Consider the following 17947-nt stretch of genomic DNA (forward strand, 5'->3'; position numbering starts at 1 on the left):
GCCTCCACTTCAAGCTGGTTCAGGGCACCCGGAACGCACTGCGGCCCGCTCACGCGTCGTCCCCTTCCAGGTCGCCTTCGAGCTCCAGGTACGTGGCCCGCAGCCGCTCCAGCGTGTCCGCGTCCGGCTCGGCCCACAGCCCGCGCTCGGCCGCCTCCAGCAGCCGCTCCGTGATGCCCCTGAGCGCCCACGGGTTGGACTTCTTCATGAAGTCCCGGTTCTCCGGGTCGAAGACGTACTCGCTCGACAACTTCTCGTACATCCAGTCGTCGACGACCCCGGCGGTCGCGTCGTACCCGAAGAGGTAGTCCACCGTGGCGGCCATCTCGAAGGCGCCCTTGTAGCCGTGTCTGCGCATGGCCGCCATCCACCGCGGATTGACCACCCGCGCCCGGAAAACGCGATGCGTCTCCTCGCCCAGCGTCCGCGTCTTCACCTGGTCCGGCGTGGCGCTGTCACCCACGTACGCCTCGGGCGACTCACCCGTCAGGTGCCGCACCATGGCGACCATGCCGCCGTGGTACTGGAAGTAGTCGTCGGCATCGACAAGGTCGTGTTCCCGGGTGTCCACGTTCTTCGCGGCCACGGCGATCCGCCGGAACGCCGTCTCCATGTCGCCGCGAGCCGCCTTCCCCTCCAGCCCGCGCCCGTACGCGTATCCGCCCCACACCGCGTACACCTCGGCCAGGTCCGCGTCCGAGCGCCAGTTGCGCGCGTCGATCAGCGGCAGCAGACCGGCGCCGTAGGCCCCGGGCTTGGAGCCGAAGATGCGGGCCGTCGCGCGCCGCCGGTCGCCGTGCTCGGCGGTGTCCTCGTCGGCGTGCGCGCGTACGAAGTTGCGGTCGGCGGGCTCGTCCAGCTCGGCGACGGCCCGTACCGCGTCGTCGATGAGCCCCACCACGTGCGGGAACGCGTCGCGGAAGAACCCGGAGATCCGCACGGTCACGTCGATGCGCGGGCGCCCCAGCTCGTCGAGCGGCACGATCTCGAAGCCGGTCACCCGGCGCGACGCGTCGTCCCACACCGGACGGCAGCCCAGCAGCGCCAGGATCTCCGCGATGTCGTCGCCCTGGGTGCGCATCGCGGACGTACCCCAGACGGTCAGGCCCACCGACTTCGGGTAGTCGCCGGTGTCCGTCAGGTAGCGCGCCACCAGTGAGTCCGCGAGCGCCTGGCCGACCTCCCACGAGAGCCGCGACGGGATCGCCTTCGGATCGACCGAGTAGAAGTTGCGCCCGGTCGGCAGGACGTTGACCAGACCGCGCGTCGGAGACCCGGACGGCCCGGCCGGCACGTAACCGCCGTCCAGCGCGTGCAGGATGTTGTCGATCTCGTCCGTCGTACGGGCCAGCCTCGGCACCACCTCGTCGCACGCGAACCGCAGCACGGCCACGGCGTCCGGCAGTTCGACGCCCAGCACCTCACCCACGAGCCCGGCCGCCTCGGCCGCGTCCCAGCGCCGCTCCTCCATGCCCTCGGCGAGACGCCGGCACAGCTGCTCAAGGAGGTCGATCGCGTCCGCGCCCGTCCGCGCCGGACCGTCGACCAGTGCCGTCAGCCCGTCCGCCACCTTGACCGGTGCGCCCGGCTCGCCCAGCAGCTCCTTCTCGACCAGCCCGAAGTGCTCGGCCAGGCAGGCCCGCAGCCCCGGAAGGGCGTTGGCCTTGCCGCCCCACACCTGCGAGGCGCGCAGCACGGCCAGCACCAGGTTGACCCGGGCCCCGGCCTCCGGACCGCCGCCCAGGATGTGCAGGCCGTCGCGGATCTGCACGTCCTTGATCTCGCACAGGTAGCCGTCGATGTGCATGACGAACTCGTCGAAGTCGTCGTCGTCCGGCTGCTCGTCGAGATGCAGGTCGTGGTGGAGCTGGGCGGCCGTCACCAGCGTCCAGATCTGCGCCCGCACGGCGGGCGCCTTCGCCGGGTCGAGGTCGCTCACCAGCGCGTACTCGTCCAGCAGCTGCTCCAGCTTCGCCAGGTCGCCGTACGTGTCCGCACGCGCCATCGGCGGCACCAGGTGGTCCACGACCGTGGCGTGCCCGCGCCGCTTGGCCTGCGTGCCCTCGCCCGGGTCGTTGACGATGAACGGGTAGATCAGCGGCAGCTCGCCCTGCACGGCGTCCGGCCCGCAGCCCGCCGACAGGCCGAGGCCCTTGCCCGGCAGCCACTCCATCGTCCCGTGCTTGCCCATGTGCACGATCGCGTCCGCGCCGAACGAGTTCTCCAGCCACCGGTACGCCGCCATGTAGTGGTGCGACGGCGGCATGTCGGGGTCGTGGTAGATCGCGATCGGGTTCTCCCCGAAGCCGCGCGGCGGCTGGATCATCACGACGACGTTGCCGAACTGGAGCGACGCCAGCACGATCTCGTCCCCGTCGACGTACAGCTGCCCGGGCGCCTCGCCCCAGTGCTCCAGCATCCCCTCGCGCAGCTCGGGCTCCAGCTGGTCGAACCACGCCCGGTAGTCCGCGAGCGGCACGCGCGCGGGCGCGGCGGCGAGCTGCTCCTCGGTCAGCCACTCCACGTCGTGACCACCGGCGTTGATGAGGCGGTGGATCAGCTCGTCGCCGTTGTCCGGGTGGCCCTCCACCCCGTAACCCGCGTCGCGCAGGGCGTCGAGCACCCGGATCGCGGAAGCGGGCGTGTCGAGGCCCACCGCGTTGCCGACGCGCGAGTGCTTCGTCGGGTACGCCGTGAAGACGAGCGCGAGGCGCTTGTCCTTGTTCGGCTTGTGGGCCAGCCGCGCGTGCCGCACGGCGATACCCGCGACGCGCGCGGCCCGCTCGGGATCGGCGACGTACACCGGCACGTCACCCTCGCCCTGCTCCTTGAAGGAGAACGGCACGGTGATGAGCCGCCCGTCGAACTCGGGGATGGCGACCTGCATCGCCGCGTCCATGGGCGACAGCGCCGCGTCGGACGCCTCCCAGGTGGCCCGCGACGACGTAAGGCACAGTCCTTGCAGTACGGGCACGTCGAGGTCGGCGAGCGCGCCGATGTCCCACGCCTCGTCGTCCCCGCCGGCCGAGGCGTCGCTCGCGCGCGTGCCGCCCGCCGCGAGGACCGTCGCGATCAGCGCGTCGGCCTTCCCGAGCTCCCGGTACAGCTCCGGGTCGGCGCTGCGCAGCGAACCGCAGTACACGGGAAGGGCGTTGGCGCCCTTCGCCTCGATCTGGTCGCACAGTACGTCGACGAAGGACGTGTTCCCGGACAGCTCGTGGGCGCGGTAGAAGAGCACACCGACCGTCGGACGCCCCTCGTCGTACGTACGCGAGCCGTGCACGCCCCACTCGGGCATCTTCTGCGGCTCGGCGAAGCCCACGCCCGTCAGCAGCACCGTGTCGGACAGGAACCTGGCCAGCTCGACGAGGTTCCCGGGCCCGCCCTCGACGAGGTAGCGCAGCGCCTCGGCGACGACGCCGGCCGGTACGGACGACTCGGCCATCAGCTCCGCGTCGGGCACGGTCTCGCCGCCCAGCAGGACGGTCGGTATCCCGGACGCCTTCAGAACGGCGAGCCCGTCCTCCCAGGCGCGCTTGCCGCCGAGCAGCCGTACGACGGCGACGGACGCACCCTCGATCAGTGCCGGCAGTTCGGCCGCCGCGTCGATACGGGTCGGGTTGCCGATGCGGTACGGGGCGCCGGAGGCGCGGGCCGCCAGCAGATCCGTGTCGGCGGTGGACAGCAACAGCACGGTGTTCTCGGTGTTCTCGGCGTTCTCGGCATGCTCAGTGCTCATACGGGCGCTCCAGGTGCGATGAAGGGAAGTCCTGAGGGCGCGCCCGACTCGATGAGCCGCATCAGCGCGTCCGTATCCGCGTGTTCCTCGATCAGGTCGCCGAGGCGTTCGAGCTGCTCCTCGCGCAGCGCCTCGAACGAGGTGTCCGGCGCCGGTACGAAGCGGCGCCCCGCGGCGGCCGCGACCTCGCGCAGGAAGGCGCGCCGGAACGCGTCGCTCTCCAGCGAACCGTGCCAGTGGGTGCCCCAGACCGGCCCCACCCGGCAGCCGTCCAGGAAGGCGTCGCCCCCGAGCACTTCGGCGACCCCGTGGTGGATCTCGTACCCCTCGACGGGTTCGCCCAGCGCGCTGCCGGCCGGCCGCGCCAGCGTCTTCCCGACGGCGAACCGCACGCGCACCGGCAGCAGGCCCAGCCCGTCGACCGTCCCCGCCTTCGACTCGACGTCGTCCTCGATGCGCTCGCCCAGCACCTGGAAGCCGCCGCAGATGCCCAGCACGGGGCGGCCTTCCGCCGCCCGCCGCGCCAGCGCGTCCGCCAGCCCGCGCTCGCGCAGCCACTCCAGTGCCTTCACGGTCCCGCGCGTCCCCGGCACGATGACGAGATCGGCGTCGACGAGCTCCTCCGCCCGGTCCACGAACCGCACCACGACCCCCGGTTCGGCGGCGAGCGCGTCGACGTCCGTGAAGTTCGACATCAGCGGCACGGCGCACACGGCGACCCGCAGCACGTCCTCCCCGACCGGCGGCGCCACCACGGACTCCCGTACGGCTCCCCGCAGGGAGACGCGCAGTCCGTCCTCCTCGTCGATCCCGAGCCCGTGCGAGAAGGGCAGCACACCGTACGTACGCCGCCCGGTCAGCCCTTCCAGCATGTCCAGCCCGGGTTCGAGCAGCGACACGTCCCCCCGGAACTTGTTGACCAGATAGCCCGCCACCAGCTCCTGGTCCTCCCGGCTCAGCAGCGCGGTGGTACCGAAGAAGGACGCGAAGACCCCGCCCCGGTCGATGTCGCCGACGACGACCACCGGGAACCGGGCCGCTCGCGCGATGCCCATGTTCACGATGTCGGTACGCCGCAGGTTGATCTCGGCCGGACTGCCCGCCCCCTCGCAGATCACGGCGTCATACGTGCCCCGCAACTCCCGCAGACAGTCCGTCACGGTCCCGAGCAGCGCTTCCTGTCTCCCCCCGTGGTAGCCGCGGGCGCTCATCTCGCCCACCGGCTTGCCCATCAGCACCACCTGGCTGCTGCGGTCACTGCCGGGCTTGAGCAGCACGGGGTTCATGAGCGCCGTCGGCTCCACCCGCGCCGCCTGCGCCTGCATGGCCTGCGCCCGCCCGATCTCCGCGCCCTCGCGCGTCACGAACGAGTTCAGCGACATGTTCTGCGCCTTGAACGGCGCGACCTTCACACCCTTGCGTACGAGCCACCGGCAGATCCCGGCCGTCACGACGCTCTTGCCGGCGTCGGACGTGGTCCCCGCGACGAGCAGACCGCCGCCCAGTGAACCGCTCATGCGTCTCCCCTTCCTGTACGTGTGCCACCGCGCGCGCCGCGCCGCAGCGCCCCGAGCGCCAGCCGCCCCCCGACTGCCGCCGCCAGCGCGAGTGCCCCGACGCGGCGGGACAGCCGCGCCGCCCGCTCGATGTCCGGTACGCCGACGGGCCGGCCGGCGGCGTTGAGCACGGGCCGGTGCTCGACCCGGCCCGCGTACGAGAGCGTCCCGCCGAGCCGCACGCCGAGCGCACCGGCGAAGGCGGCCTCCACGGGGCCCGCGTTGGGGCTCGGGTGCTTGGCCGCGTCCGTACGCCAGGCCCGCACCGCACCGCGCGGATCGCCGTCCGCGCCGCCCGCCACGACCGCGAGGGCGGCCGTCAGCCGGGCGCCGGGCCAGCCGGCCACGTCGTCGAGGCGGGCCGAAGCCCAGCCGTAGCGCAGATATCTGGCCGATTTGTGCCCCACCATGGCGTCGAGCGTGTTGATCGCGCGGAAGGCCACCAGCCCCGGCACTCCGCCCAGGGCGCCCCACACCAGCGCGCCCACGACCGCGTCCGAGGTGTTCTCGGCGACGGACTCGACGACGGCGCGGGCGATCTGCTGCGCGTCCAGTGCCTGCGGGTCGCGCCCGCACAGGTGGGGGAGGCGCTCGCGGGCGACCTCGACGTCCCCGGCCTCCAGGGCGCTGCCCACGGCACGCGCCTCGCGGCCCAGCGACGTACCTCCGACGACGGCCCAGGTGGCGGCGGCGGTCAGGGCGACAGCGGCGGCGGGGGAGCGGCGTACGGCACGGGAGGCGAGCGCGGCGGCGCCGGCGGCGCCTCCGGCGCACACCAGGGTGTGCACCGCGCCCCACCCGCGGTGGTCACGCCACAGCAGGGACTCGACGGCGCCCGCGGCCCGCCCGAACGCGGCGACCGGATGCCCCCGGCGGGGATCACCGAGGACGAGGTCGCCGATCAGGCCGGCGGTGGCGCCGTACGCGAAGATGCGATCGGCACGCATGGCTCAGCAGGCCGATGCGCCTCGAAGCGAACGGGTCGTACTCACAGGAATGACTGAACGGCAGCCGGGCATGGCGGTATGTCCTCACTCAGGGTCCGCGCCCTGGTTCGACGTGACCGGCGGTGAGAGTTCCTGGCTCCCGGGGACCTCTTCGTCTTCCCCGGTCACAGTGGCGGGACCGCGCCGGATTCGCACCGGGCTTCCTCTCGTGCCGCCGTATTCGGCTCCGGAAGTCCACCACGCTCCGCGAACGCCGTCAACTTGCCGTTGACCTGCGACGGGAGAGTGTGCCGAGACACACAGGGACCGCCCCGCCACCGGCTGTTGAGGGCCGGTGGCGGGGCGGTCTCCGTGACGGTTCGTCCCGATTGGGGACGGTGCGTCAGACGACGATCAGATAGATCCCGTACGTCACGGCCGCCGCGCACAGCGCGAAGCAGGCGTACGCGCCGGTGCGGGCCAGGACGGCGGAGCCGCCACCCTGCGCGGAGGCGCTCTCCTGCTTGGAGAGACCCACGATGCCGAGGGTGAACAGGCCCACCAGTGCGACGGTGGCCACGAGGCTGACGCCGAATACGGAGCCGAGAGCTGCCCAGTCGATGTTCATGCTGCTGTGTCCCTGTCCTTACACCGCGGCCGGGCTGGCCGGCTCGGCGGAGCTGCCGGCCGGGGCCGGGATGGTGGTCTTGAGGTCCTCGGCGGCGATGGCGGCGGCCGTGGGCGGCACGGTGACGGCCGCCATGGCGGTGGTCACGACGCCCGCGGGCTCGTCGGCGTCCACGTCGTTCACGTTGGTGTGGTCGACCACCTGACGGCGGGAGATGAACCAGATCGCGACGCAGGAGGCGACGAGGAAGACCGCGACCGCGGCGACACCCCAGTCGCCCTGCTTGGTGACGAACTCCGAGCCCGCGGCGACCAGGCCGGCGGCCGGCAGGGTCAGACCCCAGGCCACGAACATCCGGGTGGCGGTCGACCAGCGGACGACGCCGCCCTTGCGGCCCAGACCCGCGCCCATCACGGCGCCGGAGCAGGAGTGCGTCGTCGACAGGGAGAACCCGAGGTTGGAGGAGGCGAGGATGACGCTGGCCGCGCTGGTCTGGGCGGCGAAGCCCTGCTGCGGCTGGAGGTCGGTGAGGCCCTTGCCCATGGTGCGGATGATGCGCCAGCCGCCCAGGTAGGTGCCCATCGCGATCGCGAGGCCGGCGGAGATGATGACCCACATCGGGGGGTTGGAGCCGGGGACGAGGACACCGCCGGCGACGAGCGCCAGCGTGATGATGCCCATGGTCTTCTGCGCGTCGTTCGTGCCGTGGGCCAGCGAGACCAGGCCCGCCGAGGTGATCTGTCCCGCGCGGTAGCCCTTCGCGGTGGCCTTCGGATCGGCGTTGCGGCCGATGCGGTACGTCAGCCGGGAGGCGAGGTACGCGGAGAGGCCGGCCACGAGCGGGGCGGCGATCGCCGGGATCAGGACCTTGGTGACGACAGTGCCGCCGTTGACACCGCTGACGCCGACCGAGGCGATGGTGGCGCCGATCAGACCGCCCATGAGGGCGTGGGAGGAACTGGACGGCAGGCCGATCAGCCAGGTCATCAGGTTCCACAGGATGGCGCCGACCAGCGCCGCGAAGATCACTTCGGGCGTGATGCCCTCTTCGGTCACGATGCCGCTGGAGATCGTCTTGGCGACCTCCACGGACAGGAACGCGCCGACCAGGTTGAGCACGGCGGACATGGCCACCGCCGTCTTGGGCTTCAGGGCACCGGTCGAGATGGTGGTCGCCATCGCGTTCGCGGTGTCGTGGAAACCGTTCGTGAAATCGAACACTAGAGCTGTCACGATCACAATCGCGAGCAGCAAGGTGATGTGTTCCATTTACCCAGGCAATCGTTTGACGTCAGTGGCACGTGGAACGTAGGCAACCTGAGTGAACGGAAGGTGAACTGGGTCGGGCGGTGTGGTGACCCAAAGCGGCTTGCCCGCATTCCGTTTGGGCCGGGAACGGCTCCGAACCGGGCAATCCAGGGGCCCGACGGCCCCTCGCGAGCCCCGTGGGCCCGGCCGGATACCCGTGGAAGAGATCCTGGTCACCCGGCAGGCTCCCGCCCCCGCCCGCCGGCCCTGCTGGCAGGATCCCCGCATGACTGAGCAGCGGCAGGACGCGCGGGACGCGATCGAACGGGCATGGGACGACCTGGTGGCCACGGCCCGCAGGACGGTGCGGGAAGGGCTGGTGGTCGGCACCTCCGGCAATGTCTCCGTACGGATCGGGGAGCTCGTCCTCGTCACCCCGAGCGGAGTCCCGTACGACCGGCTGCGGCCCGAGGACGCCGTCGCCGTCGACCTCGACGGGAAACAGGTCCTCGGCGCGCTCGTCCCGACCAGCGAACTCCCGATGCACCTCGCGGTCTACCGCGCCACCGCCGCCGGAGCCGTGGTCCACACCCACGCCGTGCACGCCACGGCCGTCTCCACCCTCGTCGCCGAGCTGCCCCTCGTGCACTACATGGCCGCGGCCCTCGGCGGCCCCGTCCGCACCGCCCCGTACGCCACGTACGGATCGCGGGAGCTGGCCGGGAACGTGCTCGAAGCCCTGCACGACCGCTTCGGCTGCCTGCTGCGCAACCACGGCACCGTGACCTACGGGGACACCCTCGACCAGGCCTACGAGCGCACCGCGCAGCTGGAATGGATGTGCAGGCTCTGGCTCACCGCGAGCTCGGTGCCGGGGCGCGAACCGTCCCTGCTCTCCGCCGGACAGCTGCGCGAAGCGCAGGAGAAACTGAGCGGCTACGGCCGGCCCGGCTGAATCCGACACGCGGCCGTCCGGCCCCGCCCACTGGCCCCGGCCCCCTCCTGTGCGGACACTGGAGCGGTGCGCCCGGCTACAGCGACGGCAGCGGCCGTCACCACACTCCTCGGCGTCGGCGCGGCAGCGGTCGCGGTCGGCCGCTACGCCGGCGACGCCGCACTCAAGGCGTCGTCCGGCAGGCCGCTGCCCCGCGACCCCCGGCTCACCGTGCACGCCACCGCGGCGGGACAGATCACCCTGACCCGCTGCCTGGCGTCGCTGCGCCCCGGCACGTACGGCATCGAGGGCCTCGGCGTCCACGCCGTCGTCGGCCCCGTCCTCGACGACGCGCCGCACACCGCGGACACCGTCGTGCGCCGCCTGGAACGCGTCAGCCACGGCACGCTCGGCCCGGGCACCAGGGTGCGGCTCACCCCGCAGGTGTACGCCGGCGATCCGCGCACCGCACTCGGTCTCGACCACACCGACGTGGACATCCCCGGCGAACTCGGCGCGCTGCCCGCCTGGTTCCTGCCGGGCGCCCGCGACACCTGGATGATCACCGTGCACGGCCTCGGCACGACCCGCGCCCACCCCATGAACATCCTGCCCTTCCTGCTGGGCCAGCAGCTTCCCGTCCTCGACCTCGCCTACCGGGGCGACGCCGGTGCCCCCAGGCCGCCCGGCGGCCTCGGCCACCTCGGCGACTCCGAGTGGCGCGACGTGGACTCCGCGATCCGCTACGCCGTCCGGCGCGGCGCGGAGCACGTCATCCTGCACGGCTGGTCCACCGGCGCGGCCATGGCCGTGCACGCCGCGGTGCGCTCCCCGCTCCGCGACCGCGTCAGCGGCGTCGTACTCGACTCCCCGGTCCTCGACTGGGAGGCCACGGTGCGGGCCCTGGCCGCCGCCCGGCACACGCCGGGCGTGCTCCTCCCGCTCGCCGTCAGGGCCGTGCAGGGCAGCACGGGACTGCGCGGAGACCGCCTGCGCGAAGCGGCCGGCCCCGGGGGGCTGCGCGTGCCCACGCTGATCATCCACGGTCCGGACGACGCCGTGGCCCCGTGGCGCACCTCGCGGGAGCTCGCGCGGCTCCTCCCCGAGCTGGCGGTGCTCCACACCGTCCCGCACGCGCCCCACGCGGCCATGTGGAACGCCGATCCGGCCACCTACGAAGAGGTCCTGCGCCGCTTCCTGACCCCTTTGATGTAGTGCCGGCCCCGTACGCGGCGGGAAGGGGCGGACGGGGGAGGTGTTCCGGCCGGGCGACGCCCACGGACAGGCCACGGACAGGCCGTGAGCAGACCCGCGAACGGGCCCACGAACGGGTCCACGAGCGGTGAGTTCGGTTCCGTTTGGGCTTTCGGGGCGTCAGCGGCGAGACTGCTCCCCGTGACGTCCCGTACACCGCGCGACTCCAGGCTCCGACTTGTCCGCCCGCGACCCCTCGCCGCTGCCCTCCCCCTGGCTTCCCAGGGCGGACCCCAGGCCGTGACGAACCGGCGTACCCGCCCGGCCCCGAGGCCCCCCGAGGGCACTCCGCCCCCCGCGGAACTGGCCCGTCAGGCCAGGACCGTGCTCGCCGACGCCGTACGGGTCGCACGCTGGGCCTCCCCGTCGCCGCGCGGTGGAGAGTCCCACGTCGAGCCCGGCCGGGACGGCGCCCTCTCCGCCGCGGCCGCCCAACGGGCCGCGGCCGACCTGGGCCTGACGCCGGCGCAGGTCCGCGCGGGCTGGGACAGGGCCAGGCTCGCCGGACTGATCGAACTGCACGGCGACCGCGCCCGCCCGGGCTGGCGGCTGAGCGCCTGGGACCGTGACGACGCGGCCGTCCTGCGCGGCTGGGTCGCGCTCTTCGACGCCTGGTCGATCGTCCACCCCGCCCCGGAGGGCATCACCGGCACCTCCGTCGCCGAGGTCGTGGAAGCCCTTCCCCAGGTGCTCTCCCTCCTCCAGCTCTCGGCCGGCCCCGTTCAGGTACCGGCGCTGCTCGACCTGCTCGAACAGCGCGTCGTCGAGCTCCGCGAAGAGCGCTGCGAGGTCCCCTACGACTCCCAGCCGCTCCCCGCCCCCGCCGCCCCGGACGCTCCTCTCTCCCTCCTCCTCGACTGGGCCCTGGAAGGCCAGGCCGCCGTCGGCGCCCTGACCCTGGGGCCCGGACTCGCCACCCTCACCGCGCTCGGCAACTGGGCGGTGTGGGTCAAGCTGGAGCAGATCTGCGTCGCGGCCCAGAGCCCCGCCGGGAACATCGAGCGGTCCGCCGAGGACATGCTGCGCGGCTGCGCCCGCCTGACCCCGGGGCCCGCCCGCGCCGAGTACCGCGCCTGGCTCGCCGCCCGCACCGTCTCCAGCGCCGTCACCGAGCTTCTCGAAGCCGCCCGCGGCGAGGACGCGCTGCTGCGCGGGCTCGCCTTCGACGCGCTGCGGGTGGTCGGCGCCCCGGCGGAGTCCGGCGTACGGGCCGCGGCCGACGACGGTTCGCTGCGCCCCTACGCCCTGCTGTGGCTGGCGGAGTACGAGGGCGCCGACCCCGAGGACGTGCACGAGATCCTCACCCGCGAGGAGTCCACCTGGCTCTGGGTGGACACCGCCGCGGCCGTCGCCGACCACGGCGACATCCAGTTGCTGGTGCGCCATCTCGACGCCGCCGTGCAGTCGACCGTGCCGGCCCTGCTCGACGAGGTCCGCGCCGTCGGCCACCCGCGGACCGTCCAGGTCCTGGTGGCCCTGGCCGCGGCCCACCCGGACCCGGCCCTCGCCAAGGCCATGCGCCGGGCGGCCTTCCAGGTGCACACGGGCGGGGTGTAGCGGGTACGGCAGAACCGCCGGGGGTGTTCCCCCGGACCTCCGTTTCCCCGGCCGCCGACGACGGGAGAGCGCGGAGGCCCGGGAAAGCCCAGGTCGCGGGGACGGAACCCGTGTCCGAAAAGTAGTTGCGCACGACCGTTAGACTGGGTCTATGGCAACTCTCCTTGTGCATTAGACGGCGTCGAAGAAATCCCTCCGCCCGTCCCTTCCGCCGTCCATACCGCCCTGGAGTTTTTCCCTTGATCACCGCCTCCGGCATCGAGCTGCGCGCCGGCGCCCGCCTGCTCATCGAGTCCGCTTCCTTCCGCATCGCCAAGGGCGACCGCATCGGCCTCGTCGGCCGCAACGGCGCGGGCAAGACCACCCTCACCAAGTGCCTCGCGGGTGAGGGCACCCCCGCCGGCGGCACCATCACCCGCTCCGGCGAGGTCGGCTACCTCCCGCAGGACCCCCGCACCGGCGACCTCGACGTCCTCGCCCGCGACCGCATCCTGTCCGCCCGCGACCTCGACTCGGTCCTGCGCAAGATGCGCGAGAACGAGGAGCGCATGGCGAACGGACAGGGCGCCACCCGCGAGAAGGCGATGAAGAAGTACGAGCGCCTGGAGACGGAGTTCCTCACCAAGGGCGGGTACGCCGCCGAGGCCGAGGCCGCCACCATCGCCGCCGCGCTCGGCCTGCCCGACCGGGTGCTCGGCCAGCCCCTCCACACGCTCTCCGGCGGTCAGCGCCGCCGTGTCGAGCTGGCCCGCATCCTCTTCTCGGACGCCGACATCCTGCTCCTCGACGAACCGACGAACCACCTCGACGCCGACTCGATCGCCTGGCTCCGGGACTACCTCAAGACGTACCGCGGCGGCTTCATCGTGATCTCCCACGATGTCGACCTCGTCGAGACGGTCGTCAACAAGGTCTTCTACCTGGACGCGAACCGCTCGCAGATCGACGTCTACAACATGGGCTGGAAGCTGTACCAGCAGCAGCGCGAGGCCGACGAGAAGCGCCGCAAGCGCGAGCGCCAGAATGCCGAGAAGAAGGCGTCCGCCCTCAACTCGCAGGCCGACAAGATGCGCGCCAAGGCCACCAAGACCGTCGCCGCGCAGAACATGGCCAAGCGTGCCGAGCGCCTGCTCTCCGGCCTCGAAGCGGTACGCGTCTCCGACAAGGTCGCCAAGCTGCGCTTCCCGGACCCCGCGCCCTGCGGCAAGACCCCGCTGATGGCGGAGGGCCTGTCCAAGTCGTACGGCTCGCTGGAGATCTTCACCGACGTCAACCTGGCCATCGACAAGGGCTCGCGCGTCGTCATCCTCGGCCTCAACGGCGCGGGCAAGACGACCCTGCTGCGCCTGCTCGGCGGCGCGGAGAAGCCCGACACCGGCGAGGTCATCCCCGGCCACGGCCTCAAGCTCGGCTACTACGCCCAGGAGCACGAGACCCTCGACCCGGAGCGCTCCGTCCTGGAGAACATGCGCTCGGCGGCGCCCGACCTCGACCTCGTCTCGGTCCGCAAGACGCTCGGCTCGTTCCTCTTCACCGGCGACGACGTCGACAAGCCGGCCGGAGTCCTCTCCGGCGGCGAGAAGACCCGTCTCGCGCTGGCCACCCTGGTCGTCTCGTCCGCCAACGTCCTGCTCCTCGACGAGCCGACGAACAACCTCGATCCGGCCAGCCGCGAGGAGATCCTCGGCGCCCTGCGCACCTACAAGGGCGCCGTCATCCTCGTCACCCACGACGAGGGCGCGGTCGACGCCCTGGAGCCGGAGCGGATCATCCTGCTGCCGGACGGCGTGGAGGACCTGTGGGGCCCCGACTACAAGGACCTCGTCGCCCTGGCCTGATCCTGGCCGGATTCCGTCCTGATCCACTCCGGCTGGATCATTCGGCTCACGGGTGATCCTTCATCTGAGTGAGTGGCTCTCGTACCGTGGCGTGTCATGCACCGGATTGCGGCCCGTCCCCCGTGGGGCGGGCCCTTTGCGTTCCACTGATCGTTTGCCCGCGCTGACCTGCCCGTTCCCTCCGCCCCCGTCCGGCCGTACGGCGGCAAGCTCTCGGAATTTCTTATTCCACTTGTGGCGTGCGGTTCCTCCCCGGCAAACCTTGTTGTACGGACCTTGCCGAATGGGTGGCCAGGAAGCCGGGAAGGGGTGATCATGAGAGTTCAGAGCGCACTTCCTTGAGGAGGCACGGGTGGCCGAGACTCTGAAGAAGGGCAGCCGGGTAACCGGCGCCGCGCGCGACAAGCTCGCGGCAGACCTGAAGAAGAAGTACGACTCCGGTGCGAGCATCCGGGCGCTGGCCGAAGAGACCGGTCGCTCCTACGGATTCGTACACCGGATGCTCAGTGAGTCCGGAGTCACGCTGCGGGGACGCGGCGGGGCGACGCGAGGCAAGAAGGCCGCTTCGGCCTGACAGCCCCGGGCGGGCCCGGCTCATCGGTTCTTGGGCGGTGGCCACCCGGTCGATCGGAGGATCGCCCGGGTGGTTACTGTGCAGTCACTTACTGACCGCACGACTGCCACCCGAACCGGAGGCGCCACATGGCTTCGCTCGACTCTGTGCTCGACAAGGACGGCGTACGACTCACCGTCGAGAACGCCGTTGCCACGGTGACCCTGACCAATGCGGCCAAGCGCAACGCCCAGTCTCCCGCTCTGTGGCGGGCGTTGACGGAAGCCGGACGGTCTCTGCCCGGCAACGTGCGGGTCGTGGTGCTGCGCGGTGAGGGCAAGTCCTTCTCCGCCGGCCTGGACCGGCAGGCGTTCAGCCCCGAGGGGTTCGACGGTGAGCCCTCCTTCCTCGACCTGGCGCGCGGCTCCGACGAAGACCTCGACGCGGTCATCGCCGAGTACCAGGAGGCGTTCACCTGGTGGCGGCGCAGCGACCTCGTCACCGTCGCCGCCGTACAGGGGCATGCCATCGGCGCCGGTTTCCAGCTCGCCCTCGCCTGCGACCTGCGGGTCGTCGCCGAGGACGTGCAGTTCGCCATGCGCGAGACCAGCCTCGGCCTCGTCCCCGACCTCACCGGTACGCACCCGCTGCACGGTCTCGTCGGCTATGCCCGCGCACTGGAGATCTGCGCCACCGGACGCTTCGTCCACGCGGCGGAGGCCGAGCGCATCGGCCTCGCCAACCTGGTGGTGCCCGCCGGTGAACTCGACGCCGCCGTACGGGACTTGGCGGGCGCACTGCTGGCCGCGCCGCGCGACGCCGTGATCGAGACCAAGGCGCTGCTCCAGGGCGCGGCCTCGCGCACGTACGAGGAGCAGCGCGTCGCGGAGCGCGCCGCGCAGGCCCGCAGGCTCCGCGACCTCGCGGGGATCGGCGACTGACTCACTCCACGCGGGCCACCCGGTTCACTCCACGCGGGTCACCAGGACGGCCACCGTGGGCCGGTCGCCCCGAGCCGCCGTGACCGCCTCGCGGACCGCCTTGCGCACGGCCAGGGCGACCGCCAGCGTGCGGCGGTCCGCCGCCGCCGCCAGTTCCACGCGGACGTGGCCGTCGGTGAGGTGGACCGGGGCGCCGAGGGTGCGGGTCAGGCGCACCACGCCGGGGACGGCCGCTGCCGCCACGGCGGCCGCCCGGCTCGCGGCCTCCTCCTCCGGGCGGGGCGGACCGTCACCGTGCGCCTCACCGCGTCCCTCGCGGTGTTCTGTGCCTCCGTCGCTTCCCTCGTCCTCCTCGTCGTCTCCCTCGTCCGGGGGAGCGGCCGCGACGGGTTCCTGGCCCGCCTCCACCAGGTCCGTCACCCGCAGGTCCACCGCGGTGACCATGAGTCCCAGCCGGGCCGTCGCCGCCTCCCGCAGCGCGATGCGCAGCCGCTCCGCCCGCTGCGGCAGCGGCTCGCCCCCGGCCGTGGCCGTGAAGTCCGCCTCGATGCGCAGCGGTCCGGGCGGCAGTGCGCTCGGGGGCGGCGAAACGGCGGGCTCGGCGGCCGTGTCCGGGTCCGCGAGCCCGATCCGCAGCGCCCCCAGGCCGACGCCGGCGACCCCCTCCGCCGCCCGCCGCAGAACCGGAGCGGCTGCCTTCTCCGCCAGCCACGCGCCGTCCGCCGCTTCGCCCAGGGGCAGCAGTCTGCCCAGGCCGAGCCGCTGCCGTACTGCCCGTGTCCATCCGTCAGGTGCCATTGCCCCAGCCTGCCGCATCCCCGGCGCGAGATCGGGCAACCGGCCCTAATGTGGGCAGCGGAGTCCAGTACCGCCCGGAAAGGGACGAACGGCCATGACTGACACCGCGCAGCCAAACCCGCCGGACAATCCCGGCAGGGACGTGTCCGGCGGCGAGGGGAAGAAGCCCTCGATGACCAAGCAGGGCGGCAGCGACCCGACCGGCCGGGGCCGCACCACCGTCGCCGACGGTGTGGTCGAGAAGATCGCCGGGCTCGCGGCCCGCGACGTACTGGGCGTGCACGCCATGGGCAGGGGTCTCTCCCGCACGCTCGGGGCCGTCCGCGACCGGGTGCCCGGCGGAACCAAGTCCGTCACCCGGGGCGTGAAGGCCGAGGTCGGCGAGGTGCAGGCGGCTCTCGACCTGGAGATCGTCGTCGAGTACGGCGTACCGATCGCCGATGTCGCCCGCGCTGTCCGTCAGAACGTCGTGTCGTCCGTGGAGCGCATGACAGGGCTTGAAGTCGTTGAGGTCAATATCGCGGTCAGTGATGTGAAGCTGCCCGACGAGGCAGAGGACGAGCCGGAGTCACGTCTCCAGTAGAGGGAGCGCAGGATGAACATGGCGGTGGTCGGCCTTGCGGCCGGTATGGCGCTCGGGTTCGCCGGATATTTCGGCGGTTTCGGAGCATTTTTGCTGGTGGCGGCGTTGGGCGCGATCGGCTTCGTAGTAGGTCGATTCGCCGACGGCGATCTTGAACCGGGCGATGTCTTCCGCGTGCGCGAACGCGGCGACCGGCCGAGGTGACCCCCGCGATGGCCGCCGGTCAGGTCGAAGCCGCCGAACGTGGTGCGACCCGGATCGCCGACCGGGTCGTCGCGAAGATCGCCGCCCGGTCGGCACGCGAGGCGCTCGGAGAGGTGCCCGAGGGCGGCAGGGCGCCGCATGCCACCGTGACGGTGCACCACGACACGGCGCGGGTGCGCGTCGTCCTCGAACTCGGCTACCCCTCCGACATCGGCGGCCTGTGCGGCGCGGTGCGGCGCCACGTCGCACAGGGCGTACGGGCGATGGCGGGAATGGAAGTGTCCGAGGTGGCGGTCCAGGTCGAGCGGCTGCACTCGGCGCAGGTGCTCCACGGGGAACGGGGGAAGGTCCGATGAGCGAACCCGACGGCCGTACGCAGCCGCTCCCCGTCGTCGCACGCGAACAGGGACCCCCCGGCCCTCCCGGCCCCTCCGGCCCGCCCGGTCCTCCCCGCCCGCCCAATCCGCCCAATCCGCCCGGTCCGCCCGGTCCGCCCGGTCCTCCTCATCCCCCCGGTCCCCCCGGTCCCCCCGGTCCCCCCGATCCCCCCGATCCCCCCGGTCCCCCCGGGCCCGGCGGGTCCACGGCCGCCGAAGCGCACGACCCGGTGCCGACCCTGGAGCAGGGCGGCGGCGACGGGAGATCCGGGCGCTTCTGGTCCGCCCGCCGGGTGCCGGCCGCGCTGGTCGCCCTGGTGCTGCTCGCCGGCACCGGTCTGCTGCTGTACGACATCGCGGCGGTACGGGCCGGCCACTCCGCGATGCGGTGGCGCCGCGAACTGGCGGACGGCCTCGCGACACGGCCCCTGGACGACGTGTGGGTGCTGGCCGGCGCGGGCACCCTGGCGGCGCTCGGCCTGTGGCTGCTGCTCCTCGCCGTCACGCCCGGACTGCGCTCGATTCTGCCGATGCGGCGTACGTCCGCCCACGTACGGGCCGGACTCGACCGTCCCGCCGCCGCGACGATGCTGCGGGACCGGGCCGTGGAGGTGCCCGGCGTGCAGTCCGCGCGGGTACGGGTGAGGCGCTCCACAGTGCGCGTGCGGGCCGTGGCCCACTTCCGTGAACTCGACGACGTACGGGCCGACTTGGATGCGGCGGTCGCGGCCGGTATCCAGCAGCTCGGGCTCGAGCGGCAGCCGCGCCTGTCCGTGCGTGTCGGCCGTCCGGCCAGGAAGGGATGACGAGA

Annotated in this window: 16 protein-coding genes and 1 riboswitch; of the genes, 10 read left to right on the plus strand and 6 right to left on the minus strand. The window is 72.7% G+C overall.

Annotation, left to right across the window (positions count from 1 at the left end):
- Nucleotides 1–49 precede the first annotated feature (49 nt).
- The 5 genes from cobN to ACWDZ4_RS01095 form a co-directional block, all read right to left on the minus strand.
- Nucleotides 50–3739 (minus strand): cobaltochelatase subunit CobN, encoded by a 3690-nt coding sequence (gene cobN / locus ACWDZ4_RS01075; protein WP_451506351.1) that lies wholly within the window; start codon nt 3737–3739, stop codon nt 50–52.
- Entirely contained in the window at nt 3736–5244 is a 1509-nt protein-coding gene (locus ACWDZ4_RS01080; protein WP_451506420.1) for a cobyric acid synthase, read from the minus strand. The genes cobN and ACWDZ4_RS01080 overlap by 4 nt, the downstream gene beginning before the upstream one ends.
- 8 nt (nt 5245–5252) lie before the next feature.
- The gene (locus tag ACWDZ4_RS01085) at nt 5253–6242 is read right to left on the minus strand and encodes a cobalamin biosynthesis protein (RefSeq protein ID WP_451506352.1); all 990 of its coding nucleotides are present in this window, start codon (nt 6240–6242) and stop codon (nt 5253–5255) included.
- Nucleotides 6243–6368: 126 nt separating this feature from the next.
- Nucleotides 6369–6448, minus strand: a riboswitch (cobalamin riboswitch).
- A gap of 176 nt (nt 6449–6624) precedes the next feature.
- Nucleotides 6625–6849, minus strand: coding sequence for a hypothetical protein (locus tag ACWDZ4_RS01090; protein ID WP_451506353.1), 225 nt, complete (start codon nt 6847–6849; stop codon nt 6625–6627).
- An 18-nt stretch (nt 6850–6867) separates the two neighbouring features.
- Entirely contained in the window at nt 6868–8118 is a 1251-nt protein-coding gene (locus tag ACWDZ4_RS01095) for an anion permease (protein ID WP_451506354.1), read from the minus strand.
- A gap of 265 nt (nt 8119–8383) precedes the next feature.
- Between ACWDZ4_RS01095 and ACWDZ4_RS01100 the strand changes: the two genes are divergently transcribed.
- The 6 genes from ACWDZ4_RS01100 to ACWDZ4_RS01125 all read left to right on the plus strand — a co-directional run bounded on the left by ACWDZ4_RS01100 (nt 8384) and on the right by ACWDZ4_RS01125 (nt 15174).
- Entirely contained in the window at nt 8384–9052 is a 669-nt protein-coding gene (locus ACWDZ4_RS01100) for a class II aldolase/adducin family protein (protein WP_451506355.1), read from the plus strand.
- A gap of 66 nt (nt 9053–9118) precedes the next feature.
- The gene (locus tag ACWDZ4_RS01105; RefSeq protein WP_451506356.1) at nt 9119–10246 is read left to right on the plus strand and encodes an alpha/beta hydrolase family protein; all 1128 of its coding nucleotides are present in this window, start codon (nt 9119–9121) and stop codon (nt 10244–10246) included.
- Nucleotides 10247–10525: 279 nt separating this feature from the next.
- Nucleotides 10526–11842 carry a hypothetical protein gene (locus ACWDZ4_RS01110; protein WP_451506357.1) on the plus strand — a complete coding sequence of 439 codons (1317 nt, stop codon included), beginning with the start codon at nt 10526–10528 and terminating at the stop codon, nt 11840–11842.
- A gap of 239 nt (nt 11843–12081) precedes the next feature.
- Entirely contained in the window at nt 12082–13680 is a 1599-nt protein-coding gene (locus ACWDZ4_RS01115) for an ABC-F family ATP-binding cassette domain-containing protein (protein WP_451506358.1), read from the plus strand.
- 352 nt (nt 13681–14032) lie between these two features.
- A complete protein-coding gene (locus ACWDZ4_RS01120; RefSeq protein WP_006123601.1) occupies nt 14033–14254 on the plus strand; it encodes a helix-turn-helix domain-containing protein in 222 nt (73 codons plus the stop codon).
- A 128-nt stretch (nt 14255–14382) separates the two neighbouring features.
- Nucleotides 14383–15174: an enoyl-CoA hydratase/isomerase family protein gene (locus tag ACWDZ4_RS01125; RefSeq protein WP_451506359.1), complete on the plus strand. Its 792-nt coding sequence runs from the start codon at nt 14383–14385 to the stop codon at nt 15172–15174.
- 24 nt (nt 15175–15198) lie between these two features.
- On the opposite strand, the gene ACWDZ4_RS01130 is transcribed toward ACWDZ4_RS01125, so the two are convergent.
- Nucleotides 15199–15972 carry a nucleopolyhedrovirus P10 family protein gene (locus ACWDZ4_RS01130; RefSeq protein ID WP_451506360.1) on the minus strand — a complete coding sequence of 258 codons (774 nt, stop codon included), beginning with the start codon at nt 15970–15972 and terminating at the stop codon, nt 15199–15201.
- A gap of 94 nt (nt 15973–16066) precedes the next feature.
- Between ACWDZ4_RS01130 and ACWDZ4_RS01135 the strand changes: the two genes are divergently transcribed.
- The 4 genes from ACWDZ4_RS01135 to ACWDZ4_RS01150 all read left to right on the plus strand — a co-directional run bounded on the left by ACWDZ4_RS01135 (nt 16067) and on the right by ACWDZ4_RS01150 (nt 17942).
- The gene (locus ACWDZ4_RS01135) at nt 16067–16555 is read left to right on the plus strand and encodes an Asp23/Gls24 family envelope stress response protein (RefSeq protein WP_451506361.1); all 489 of its coding nucleotides are present in this window, start codon (nt 16067–16069) and stop codon (nt 16553–16555) included.
- Nucleotides 16556–16567: 12 nt separating this feature from the next.
- Nucleotides 16568–16759, plus strand: coding sequence for a hypothetical protein (locus tag ACWDZ4_RS01140; protein WP_344490159.1), 192 nt, complete (start codon nt 16568–16570; stop codon nt 16757–16759).
- An 8-nt stretch (nt 16760–16767) separates the two neighbouring features.
- Complete coding sequence (locus ACWDZ4_RS01145) at nt 16768–17115, plus strand: hypothetical protein (RefSeq protein WP_451506362.1); 348 nt, start codon at nt 16768–16770, stop codon at nt 17113–17115.
- A gap of 251 nt (nt 17116–17366) precedes the next feature.
- Nucleotides 17367–17942: a DUF6286 domain-containing protein gene (locus tag ACWDZ4_RS01150; RefSeq protein ID WP_451506363.1), complete on the plus strand. Its 576-nt coding sequence runs from the start codon at nt 17367–17369 to the stop codon at nt 17940–17942.
- Nucleotides 17943–17947: the final 5 nt, after the last annotated feature.

Source organism: Streptomyces sp. NPDC003016 (assembly GCF_053591455.1).